General features: G+C 39.2%; 9 protein-coding genes, 1 tRNA gene and 4 pseudogenes. 3 read left to right on the forward strand and 11 right to left on the reverse strand.

Annotated elements, in window-relative coordinates; genetic code table 11:
- Positions 1-212: 212 nt before the first annotated feature.
- Positions 213-942 (reverse strand): annotated as a pseudogene (locus ACKI4H_RS14230) (IS5 family transposase); the annotation flags it as partial.
- Between ACKI4H_RS14230 and ACKI4H_RS14235 the strand changes: the two are divergent.
- A complete protein-coding gene (locus tag ACKI4H_RS14235; RefSeq protein WP_407306861.1) occupies positions 937-1,116 on the forward strand; it encodes a hypothetical protein in 180 nt (59 codons plus the stop codon). The pseudogene ACKI4H_RS14230 and the gene ACKI4H_RS14235 sit on opposite strands and share 6 nt — an antisense overlap.
- 598 nt (positions 1,117-1,714) lie before the next feature.
- On the opposite strand, the gene lptB is transcribed toward ACKI4H_RS14235, so the two are convergent.
- From lptB to cysS, 7 genes are all read right to left on the reverse strand, one after another.
- A complete protein-coding gene (gene lptB / locus ACKI4H_RS14240) occupies positions 1,715-2,461 on the reverse strand; it encodes an LPS export ABC transporter ATP-binding protein (RefSeq protein ID WP_407306863.1) in 747 nt (248 codons plus the stop codon).
- Positions 2,461-3,027, reverse strand: a complete 567-nt coding sequence (lptA, locus tag ACKI4H_RS14245) for a lipopolysaccharide transport periplasmic protein LptA (protein WP_407306865.1) — start codon at positions 3,025-3,027, stop codon at positions 2,461-2,463. Before lptA ends, lptB begins: the two co-directional genes overlap by 1 nt.
- Positions 3,011-3,559, reverse strand: a complete 549-nt coding sequence (gene lptC / locus ACKI4H_RS14250; protein ID WP_407306867.1) for an LPS export ABC transporter periplasmic protein LptC — start codon at positions 3,557-3,559, stop codon at positions 3,011-3,013. The genes lptA and lptC overlap by 17 nt, the downstream gene beginning before the upstream one ends.
- Positions 3,560-3,600: 41 nt before the next feature.
- Positions 3,601-4,140, reverse strand: coding sequence for a KdsC family phosphatase (locus ACKI4H_RS14255; protein ID WP_407306869.1), 540 nt, complete (start codon positions 4,138-4,140; stop codon positions 3,601-3,603).
- A 3-nt stretch (positions 4,141-4,143) separates the two neighbouring features.
- Positions 4,144-5,121: a KpsF/GutQ family sugar-phosphate isomerase gene (locus tag ACKI4H_RS14260; protein ID WP_407306871.1), complete on the reverse strand. Its 978-nt coding sequence runs from the start codon at positions 5,119-5,121 to the stop codon at positions 4,144-4,146.
- A gap of 272 nt (positions 5,122-5,393) precedes the next feature.
- Positions 5,394-5,469 (reverse strand) — tRNA-Gly (locus tag ACKI4H_RS14265).
- A 62-nt stretch (positions 5,470-5,531) separates the two neighbouring features.
- Complete coding sequence (gene cysS, locus ACKI4H_RS14270; RefSeq protein WP_407306873.1) at positions 5,532-6,953, reverse strand: cysteine--tRNA ligase; 1,422 nt, start codon at positions 6,951-6,953, stop codon at positions 5,532-5,534.
- A gap of 412 nt (positions 6,954-7,365) precedes the next feature.
- Here cysS and ACKI4H_RS14275 point away from each other — a divergent pair.
- Together ACKI4H_RS14275 and ACKI4H_RS14280 are read left to right on the forward strand one after the other, a co-directional pair.
- A pseudogene (locus tag ACKI4H_RS14275) lies at positions 7,366-8,073 on the forward strand (IS982 family transposase); the annotation flags it as partial.
- A gap of 188 nt (positions 8,074-8,261) precedes the next feature.
- Positions 8,262-8,648 (forward strand): carboxymuconolactone decarboxylase family protein, encoded by a 387-nt coding sequence (locus tag ACKI4H_RS14280; RefSeq protein WP_407306875.1) that lies wholly within the window; start codon positions 8,262-8,264, stop codon positions 8,646-8,648.
- 108 nt (positions 8,649-8,756) lie between these two features.
- Here the strand turns inward: ACKI4H_RS14280 and ACKI4H_RS14285 are convergent, their stop codons facing one another.
- The 3 genes and pseudogenes from ACKI4H_RS14285 to ACKI4H_RS14295 all read right to left on the reverse strand — a co-directional run.
- Positions 8,757-9,398 carry an ATP-binding cassette domain-containing protein gene (locus tag ACKI4H_RS14285; RefSeq protein WP_407306877.1) on the reverse strand — a complete coding sequence of 214 codons (642 nt, stop codon included), beginning with the start codon at positions 9,396-9,398 and terminating at the stop codon, positions 8,757-8,759.
- A 1-nt stretch (position 9,399) separates the two neighbouring features.
- Positions 9,400-9,820 (reverse strand): annotated as a pseudogene (locus tag ACKI4H_RS14290) (ABC transporter permease subunit); the annotation flags it as partial.
- A 25-nt stretch (positions 9,821-9,845) separates the two neighbouring features.
- Positions 9,846-10,100 (reverse strand): annotated as a pseudogene (locus ACKI4H_RS14295) (MFS transporter); the annotation flags it as partial.

A 10,100-nucleotide genomic window follows, 5' to 3' on the forward strand; every position in this document is an offset into this window, starting at 1 on the left:
AAAGCATTAATCTAATCGCTTTATGATTGAGTGAGGTAAATATAGTTCATTGTGCAACTAAACTTTAAGAATGCTTCCTTCCTCGAAAACAAAGTCTAAAACTGTTAGTGGAAGCATAACTTGAGCTGGCTTTGTTTCACAAGGATTTAAGAATTAACCATTCCCCACACTATTCAAATTAAAGACCTGAGAAGCACTTGCTTCGCAAGATTTACTGTTCTAAATAATTCATTTCTTGCAGATGAGCAGTTTCCTTTTATCTCTCCAAGGTTTCGGATACTTTCTCTGCGGAATAAGCGCATGAGCGGGGTACTGTGAAATAACTTGACGGCATGGCTAAGTTCCATCTGTATAAACGGAATCCATCCATTCATCTTCTGAAATTTGGGCTAGTAAATCACCCAGTCATTGTGAATCACTCACATTATGGGTGGTCAGTTGAACAGCACACATTTGCGGAGTTTCAGCATCTATACCGATGTGGAGTTTACGCCATTATCGACGATATTCAGGTTGATGCTTCTTAGGTTTCCACTCACCTTTATCCCTGAACTTCAATCTTGCGAAGCTGTGCTTCTCATGTCTATTAATAGATGAAGTCCATCATGACTGTTTTGATAACTGATCGAGATATCCATATATTTTTGATGACGAGATAAGGTTGAATACTGATATCAAGAGCCGCTCAATCAAGACTTGATCGTTTTAATTAGACTTTGAACAAAACCAGTGACCATGCGTAGAGAATAGGGATTTATTCATGAGATCGCATTGAATTGCTACATAGGAATAAATTGGATTTCGACCTGGGTTACCGTTTGATTGTGCATATCCTGTGTAATGAAATCAAAGCAAATTGTGATATTTCCCCCGGTTCATTAAAGCTCGATTGTAAGATGGCCAAGTAGTTGTGTGATAGATTTTAGCTGTAAGCTTATGCATCTCAGAATTATATTACTGCAATGGCCTTTATCGACAGGTTTGTACAACAAAGCCAATCTGGCAACTTCGACCTCTGTCTGTGCCGTAATCATGCTCGGAATTTTGTTAAATTCAGGCTCACAGTATTATAAATCAGAATCCATCATCACACGTTCTGGAATAGACCACTCCTGACCTGTCACATCCGCACCCAATAAGGTACTCAATATCAACTTAAAAACCCTATCCAGCTAAAACCGAAAAATCCTGTTAAACATCTGGACTGTGCTTTAATGCATAAAATACTGTTTTATTGAAGTTTAATTGGCTAATAGGTTGATAAATATTTTGATTTTTAGAAAAAATACGTGTTCGATCAGAACCCAGCATTACAGGTAATTCCTGAACTTTTGAGGAACCCAATTGAAAGGTTACTCAGGGCATGAATATCAGCTTTATTATAGTTTCATGGAGCTTAGGAACAAAAATTTGACTAATCCCAGACTTGACCAATGGCATAAACTTTTTAAACCATCTACATTGCATAGTATATATGTAAGGGCATGATGCATATTAAACCTCAATATGCTTCTTATACACAGATTTTGCTGTAAAACTACTTTAAGTTGATTTTTTTAACATCATTTGATGGGGCAATTATATTTGATAAATATTTAAACGCATCTAATAAAAGACACCGCTGCTTTTATAAATTAATTGTTTTTTTATTATCCTAACGTATAGATGATCCTGTCATTTATTGATAACACAATCATCTTTCATTCGTTTATTGTTAAACCATAAAATCTTCACCCAGATAAACTTGGCGTACTGTCTCATTTTCAAGCACTTCTTGCGGTGTTCCTTCGGCTATTACTGCACCTTCACTGACAATATAGGCACGCTCACAAATTGCCAAAGTTTCGCGTACATTATGGTCGGTAATAAGCACCCCAATTCCCCGATCTTTCAAAGAGCGAATAATATCTTTGATATCACCTACAGAAATAGGATCGACCCCGGCAAACGGCTCATCAAGTAACATAAACTTAGGATCTGCAGCCAAAGCACGGGCAATTTCGGCACGACGACGTTCGCCACCCGAAACACTCATCCCTAAAGAATCTTTAATGTGGGTGATTTTAAAATCGGCCAGCAATTCACTTAAACGCTGTTGACGTTGCTGTTTGTTCAAATCCTTACGGGTCTCAAGAATCGCCATAATGTTTTCAGAAATAGTCAGTTTTCTAAAAATAGAGGCTTCTTGAGGTAAATAACCAATCCCTTTACGGGCACGTTCATGCATGGCTAAATCGGATAAATCAAGATCATCCAAATGAATCTCGCCTTTATCCATTCGGACTAAACCAACCACCATGTAAAAACTCGTGGTTTTACCTGCGCCATTTGGACCAAGTAATCCGACAATCTGCCCACTTTGCATCTGAAAAGAAACATCCTTAACCACCCATCTTTTACTATAGTTTTTGGCAAGATGTTTAATACAAAGGGTTTGTGGTTGGTTTAGCGATTGATCCATTAATCACGTGCTCCCGGGAATGATTTTGAACTAGAAGGAGGGATAATAATTTCAACACGGCCTTTAGATGAGCCGGTGTTATTTGGTGTACCTGTCGCCTCAATATCACCCTTATTCATACTATATTTCAAAGTATTACCACGAATACTTGCGCCATCTTGCTCTAACAATGCATTGCCAGACAAGGTGATAATGCCTGTTTGCGCATTATAGAGAATTTTTTGTGCCTGTCCTTTGGCTAAACCTTTATTGACATCCACTTTTTGTTGAAAGCGCGCAGGACCACCTGTTGCAGTAATCGTGCTGATTTCTTTTTGACTGTTCAGATTGGCAATAATTGAATTGGCTTGCAATTTCATTGTGCCTTGCTCGATGATGACATTACCGCTATAAGTCGTCACACCCGTTTTTTCATTATAAGTTGCCCGGTCAGCAACCAGGGAAATGGGCTGATTGCGGTCAGAAGGAATTGCAAATGCCGTTGCCGATGAGAATACAACCAAACCGACTAAAGCTGCTTGCTGAAGCAAGGTTTTAGAAAATGTAAGCTTAAGATTTTGGTTCATATTTTCCTCGAATATTAAAAAATTCGTATTGACCGTTATTTAAATTGGCTTTCAGACCTTGGCTTACAAATTCAGCTTGCGGAGATTGCACAATTACTTGTTTATTGGTTTCAATTTCACGAGTTTTAGGGTAACCCGTTAACTCTGTAGTTCGAAACTGCATTTTGCCCTGTGGCATCAGCTTAACCGCCAACACATCTCCAGACAAAACCACGCGCTCATTATCATCATAACCATTTGCGACTTTGGCATAAAAAGTGGCATCGACTGCGCCATTTGTATACATGGATGCATTCAGATTAGTAAGTTTTGAGGTTTGTTTCTGCATGTCCTGCTCAAGGCGATCGACCTGAGCACGGACATATAAATTACCATTATCATCGGTTTGGGTGAGATTAATTTTTTCAGCGGAATAGGTCATACTCCTTGCTGAATCAACCTCAAGTTTATTGCCCTTGCCGCTGTAATAGTAGTAACCACCACTTATAGCTGCAATTGCTATAGCAGTTACGTATAAAACTTTTGTATCCATAAGTGTGGTACTTAACTCAAATGAAATGAATTATTTGACTATTAATGTGGGATAGACGTATATTTTTCAAGAAGCGTTTCGTAAGCCCCTTTGGCCATTAAAATCATATCGCAGATTTCACGTACCGCACCGCGCCCACCCATTGCCTGAGTTACCAGGTCGGCACGACGACGGACTTCAACATGACCATTTGGCACAGTGACTTTCATACCGGCAATGGAAAATGCAGAAAGATCAGGCCAATCATCACCCATATATAAACAGTCTTCTGGCGCAACATTCAATTGTGCACAGGCTTCGCGTAATGCAGTGCCTTTATCTTCACGACCTTGAAAAACCAAATCTACCCCTAAGTCAGACATACGCTTTTCAACAATATTGCTTTTACGTCCAGTAATGATAATGACTTTGACGCCCGCTTGCTGTACAAGTTTCATACCCAAGCCATCGCGAATATCAAATGATTTAATTTCATCGCCTGTATTGGTCAATGTCACAAAACCATCACTTAAAATACCGTCGACATCAAGAACTAAAGCTTCAATATGACGTGCCTGTTCTAATAAAATATAAGATGCCATTTATTAATTTACCCCAGCTTGTATCAAATCATGCATGCTAATGACCCCAATAACTTGATTTACATCATTTACCACCACAAATTGATTGATTTTCTTTTCATTCATTCGCTCTAATGCTTCAACCGCACGCGCTTCTTGTGAAATGGTTAAAGGATTTTTAGTCATCACTTCAGCAATTGCCAAGTTCACATTAAAACCTTGTTGCTGATCAATTAAACGACGTAAATCACCATCGGTAAAAATACCAAGCAGAACATCATTCTGGTCCACAATTGTGGTTAGACCTAGACGTTTGTTTGAGATTTCGTATAAAACCTGATTCATTGGTGTATCTGGAGAGACTTTTGGCAGTTCCGCGCCAGTATGCATAAGGTGCTTAACATGTAGCAACAGGCGTTTACCCAAAGCACCCGCCGGATGGGACATCGCAAAATCATCTGCAGTAAAACCACGTGCATCCAGTAAAGCCACAGCCAGTGCATCACCTAGAGCCAACGTTGCGGTAGTACTTGAAGTCGGTGCAAGACCCAGTGGACAAGCTTCTTGAATATTACCCAAGGTTAAAGCCACGTCTGCATTTTGTGGCATCGGTCCTTTATCGTCACCACTGATGGTGATTAACGGAATTTCCAAACGCTTGATCAACGGCATTAGCATCATAATTTCATCGCTCTTGCCCGAGTTTGAAATCGCAATCAGTACATCACCCGGCACTAGCATTCCTAAATCGCCATGCCCTGCTTCACCTGGATGCATAAAGAATGATGGGGTACCGGTAGAAGCAAAGGTTGCCGCCATTTTACGACCAATATGCCCGGATTTTCCCATACCCGTAATAACTAAGCGCCCTCGGCACTGCAAAATAATTTCACATGCATGGCTAAAACGTTCATCGATTTGCGTCGCCAATATTTCTAGCGCTTGTTCTTCTATACGCAAAGTTTCTAGTGCAACTTTTTGGAAGTCTATTTGATTTGGCATATTTGGTGGGTTCAAAGTAGGTTTACCTTAACGCTGTAAAGCGTTGACTCTAATCAAGCAAAATAATTTTCGCAATTTTATCATATCTATGCAAATCGCATGTTTTTAAATGTATAGGTTTTCATAAAACTTAAACATGGAGGCTTTGAAATTTGCTCAGAATATCTAGATACAGCTATAGCTTAGAAACTTATGTAATTTAAAATTTTCTATTTTAAGGATTTAAAGACAATAAAAAAACCCCAGTCTTTCGACTAGGGCTTTTATGAATTTGGAGCGGGAAAGGAGACTCGAACTCCCGACCCCAACCTTGGCAAGGTTATGCTCTACCAACTGAGCTATTCCCGCAATGGTGTGGATTATAGAGAATTTCACAAAACTGTCAACTCTCTATAATTACAAATGATCAATTAATCAGCACGACGCCAAATCGTACCTTGACGGGTATCTTCTAAAACTACCCCTTGATCGAGTAAAGACTGACGAATTTCATCGGCCTTGGCGAATTCTTTGGTTTTTTTCGCATCTTTACGTTGTTGAATCAAATCTTCAATTTGTTCTGCTGTTAAGCCTAAAGCTTCCTGACCAATATCAGACTTTAAGAAATCATCTACATTATGCTGAACTAAACCTAAAATATTGGTTAAATGACGTAATGTTGCGTAGTAAACTGCTGCTTGTTCAGCATTTTCTTCTTTAACTGCACTATTTAATGCTTTGTTAATTTCGAAAAGAACTGCGATCGCTTCAGACGTATTAAAATCATCACGCATTGCTGCATTAAAACGTTCCACCAACGCTTCATCTAAGGTTTCAACTAGATGATCACCATAAAGTGCCTGATACGCTTTGAAGGAATGATAGAAACGTGTCAGAGTAGTCTTGGCTTCTTTGAGTGCGAAATCAGAGAAGTTCACTGGACTACGATAGTGTGAGGACACAATAAAGTAACGGATCACTTCAGGATGGAACTTATTCATCACATCGCGAATGGTGAAGAAATTGCCTAAAGATTTAGACATTTTTTCGCCATCGACATTGATGAAGCCAACATGCATCCAGTAATTTACATATTGTTCATCAGTCGATGCTTCACTTTGTGCAATTTCATTTTCATGATGCGGGAACATCAGGTCAGAACCGCCACCATGAATATCAAAATGATTGCCCAGGCAGCAAGTCGACATTGCTGAGCATTCAATATGCCAACCCGGACGTCCATTGCCCCAAGGTGAAGCCCAAGACGGTTCATTTTCTTTGGCATGTTTCCAAAGTACAAAGTCGAACGGATGTTTTTTCTCTACTTCAACATCGACACGATCTGAGGCTCCTGCTTGCATATCTTCCAGTTTACGGCCAGATAAACGACCGTATTTGGCAAATTTTTCAACCTGGAAATACACATCTCCATTGCTAGAAGGATAAGCCGTGCCTTTATTGACCAGAGTGCCAATCATATTTTGCATCTGATCAATATAGTCGGTTGCACGCGGTGCTTCATCAGGCTGTAAGCAACCCAAATTTTCAGCATCATTGTTCATTGCTTGAATGAAACGATCGGTCAATGCAGTAATGCTTTCACCATTTTCATTGGCACGTTTAATAATTTTGTCGTCAATGTCAGTAATGTTACGGACATATTTAACCTCCCAACCCTGACTACGCAAGAAACGGATAATGTAGTCAAATGCAACCATGACGCGAGCATGCCCAATATGACAATAATCATAAACTGTCATACCGCAAACATACATATCGATATGTCCCTCGACACGCGGAACAAATTCAACTTTTTTACGTTGCTCTGAGTTGTATAGAACAAATGGTTGCATAGGTCTTCTAAAATACTTTTACAAAAGATGGCTCATCTTAACCTAAGCATTATTATTCATAAAGTTTTAAGCCATGTTTTTATAAGATTTACCTCCTAATCTATAAATAAAAAAAGACCCGTATATAACTGGTCTTTTTTTATAGAAGTTTCAGTACAATTAAGACTGAATTTTCACTTTTGCATTGCATTAACCATGGACTGGTTTTAGGACCAAAAAATTGGCAATCCGGGTATTTTTAGCTTGTGCCCAGTTTTGGTTATCTTTTTGATAAGAATCTACTTGTTGATAACCTTGATAATGCCTGGTGCGTAAATAATTGTAGCCTTCTGGTGATGTGGCGATATCCTGAGCAGAAGATTTAAATAATGCATGTTATGGCTTCGCGGAAATGAGATGAAAAATGCTCTGATTATTTCATCAATCTGGGTGTAGATTTTTCAAATATTTTTATTGTCAAATGATCATTCCATTCTGGAAATCTACTTTTCCTAAACTTCTTAGCTACAACCGCTTTATTTAAATCATGCCCCGTTGTTTGCAAGCTTTGAGTCATTTCTTCCATCAAGTGAAAGGAAAAGATACAGGGATCAGTATAATTGATCCCACTAAATTGGTGGTTTGCCATAATCTTCGAATTAAAAGGCATCTTATATTTAAAGGCTTGGCGGGTCGTAGAAAAAGTAGTACGAGTTGGTTTTATGGATTTAAGTTACATATTATTAATAATTTAGGTAAAATCATTAATCTCAAGCTTGCATCAGAAAATGTTCATGATATTGCTGTACTGGACTCTTTAACTCAAGCATTAAAAGGGATTCTACTTGGAGACAAAGGCTATTTGAGCAAAGCTGAAGCTTTAGCGGCAAGAGGACTCAAAATATTGACCCCATCACGTAAGAATATGAAAAATAAATCCGTCCACACTGAAGAAGAAAAACAATTGCTTTGCAAAAGAGGATTGATCGAAACAGTGAATGATCAGTTGAAAAATTTACAGCAACTTGAACATTCACGTCATCGTTAGACCAATAACTTCATGGTGAATATTATGGCTGCTGTAGTAGCTTATTGCTTAAATCCCAATAAGCCAACTTTCCAAAATATGCTAAAAGGCTAAGCGGATTTCGTCGAACTCAGGTTAAATTGGTATATTTAAATTCAGCTATTCAAATAGTCATCAAAGTATACGCGTGGCATCGTTACCGTATTTACAATCCAACTACGACCATAAACCAATACGCATAGAAGTTATTCAGGCTTAAACTTTAATCACTTCTTTTTTATAGACCTTGAAAGAGTAAAAATATGTCACAACAAGATTTTGAAAATGGTTTAAAAGTTCGCACTGAAGTGATGGGCGAATCTTTTGTAAAACGTGCACAAGACAATACTGTGCCCTTTACTCAACCCTTGCAGGACTGGATTAATGAACATGCCTGGGGTTCAACCTGGCAGCGTGAAGGCGTATTGCCGCGTAAATACCGTTCACTGATTACCATTGCATTTTTAACTGCACAAAAAAGCTCAACTGAGCTTAAGGGTCATGTCCGTGGTGCACTCAATAACGGTGCGACAGTAGAAGAAATCCAGGAAGTGTTACTTCACAGCTTGCCCTACTGTGGCGCGCCCGCAACCCAAGAAGCCTTTCGTGCCGCACTTGAAGTGATTAATGAATATCAAAAAACTGAATAATCTATTTTAATGCTTCTAGAAGTAGCTTAAGCAGCTGAGGATTTAAAATACTTAGGCTATTTTCTTATCTTTTGAATAATTAAACCATTAACTCTTAGATATTGGGTTTTACTTATTCTGTAGTTGCCCTTGGTTTAACTGCACAATATCTGCCTGCAAATATTCCAGTTCTTGCAGATGATGAGTCACATAGATCATCGGCAAATTTAGCTCCTCTTTCATCCGTTTTAAAAACGGTAAAATTTGCTGTTTTAGTTTGCTATCCAATCCGGTTAAAGGTTCATCCAGTAACAGTAAATTCGGTGAAGATAATAAGGCACGGCCAATCGATACACGCTGCGCTTCCCCGCCTGAAAGTTGATGTGCTTTACGCTGAATCAAGGGTTTTAATTCCAGTAAATCTATAATGTCATCAAACTGGAATTTTCGTTCCGGTTTAGAGACCAGTTTTTCAGCATAGCTCAGATTCTGCTGTACATTCATGTGTGGAAACAGCAAGGCATTCTGGAAAATTAAAGCAGTTTTACGATGATGTATCGTTACATGAATTTGCCGCTGAGTATCCAGCAAAATACGGTCGTTAAACTGGATCGAACCCTCTTGAGGTTGCAATAGCCCCACAATGTTTTTTAAAAATGTACTTTTACCACTCCCTGAAGCACCGATAATACCTAAAAGTTGCTGCTGCATCTCCAGTTCAGCATTCAAGATAAAATCGGCATATTGATATTGAAAACCACATTTCAACATTTCAAGCTCCCAATTTTCGTTGATACTTTTGCAGAATAAAATAATTGGCAATTAAGGCGCTAAAAGCCAAAACCAAGGACAAGGCAACCAGTCGCATTGTCATATCCTCACCATTGGGCTGTTGCAGAAATGAATAAATCGCAATAGGGATGGTTCGGGTTTCATCTGGAATATTTCCCACAAAGGTAATGGTTGCGCCAAACTCCCCCAGACTGCGGCTAAAACATAAAATACTACCCATCACGATACCCGGAATCGCCAATGGTAAATTGATACTCCAAAACACCTTCCACGGCGCGGCACCCAAGGAACCCACGATTTGATCTAACTGTTGATTCATGAGCTAAAAAGACAAGCGAATGGGTGCACCATCAGCGGGAATGCCACAATCATCGAGGCCAATACAGCACCTTTCTCCAGCCTATCGCCTGTTCAACGCCGAACATCACCAAGGTAGCAAGCACTACCGATGATCAGCAATGCGGTATAGGTTTTACGTGGACCGTATTTGTCACACAAAGGTCCAACAACCAGACGAACCAAAATGGTAATTGCAACTGAAGCAATATTGATATTGGCGATTTGATCTTTGGTTAAGTGAAACTCACCTGCAATCACAGGCATAAGCGGTGCACAGGCAAACCATGCAAAAAAGCAGACAAAAAAAGCGAGCCAACTCATGTGGAAGGCTCTCATCGCTGC

Origin of the sequence: Acinetobacter sp. (genome assembly GCF_045628685.1) — a bacterium.
Lineage (GTDB): Bacteria > Pseudomonadota > Gammaproteobacteria > Pseudomonadales > Moraxellaceae > Acinetobacter.

What these genes read in the sequence shown, in the direction of transcription:
- ACKI4H_RS14260 (WP_407306871.1), bottom strand. Translation starts at nt 5,121, where the DNA reads ATGCCAAATCAAATAGACTTCCAAAAAGTTGCACTAGAAACTTTGCGT.
- lptA (WP_407306865.1), bottom strand. Translation starts at nt 3,027, where the DNA reads ATGAACCAAAATCTTAAGCTTACATTTTCTAAAACCTTGCTTCAGCAA.
- lptB (WP_407306863.1), bottom strand. Translation starts at nt 2,461, where the DNA reads ATGGATCAATCGCTAAACCAACCACAAACCCTTTGTATTAAACATCTT.
- ACKI4H_RS14255 (WP_407306869.1), bottom strand. Translation starts at nt 4,140, where the DNA reads ATGGCATCTTATATTTTATTAGAACAGGCACGTCATATTGAAGCTTTA.
- lptC (WP_407306867.1), bottom strand. Translation starts at nt 3,559, where the DNA reads ATGGATACAAAAGTTTTATACGTAACTGCTATAGCAATTGCAGCTATA.
- ACKI4H_RS14280 (WP_407306875.1), top strand. Translation starts at nt 8,262, where the DNA reads ATGTCACAACAAGATTTTGAAAATGGTTTAAAAGTTCGCACTGAAGTG.
- ACKI4H_RS14235 (WP_407306861.1), top strand. Translation starts at nt 937, where the DNA reads ATGCATCTCAGAATTATATTACTGCAATGGCCTTTATCGACAGGTTTG.
- ACKI4H_RS14285 (WP_407306877.1), bottom strand. Translation starts at nt 9,398, where the DNA reads ATGTTGAAATGTGGTTTTCAATATCAATATGCCGATTTTATCTTGAAT.
- cysS (WP_407306873.1), bottom strand. Translation starts at nt 6,953, where the DNA reads ATGCAACCATTTGTTCTATACAACTCAGAGCAACGTAAAAAAGTTGAA.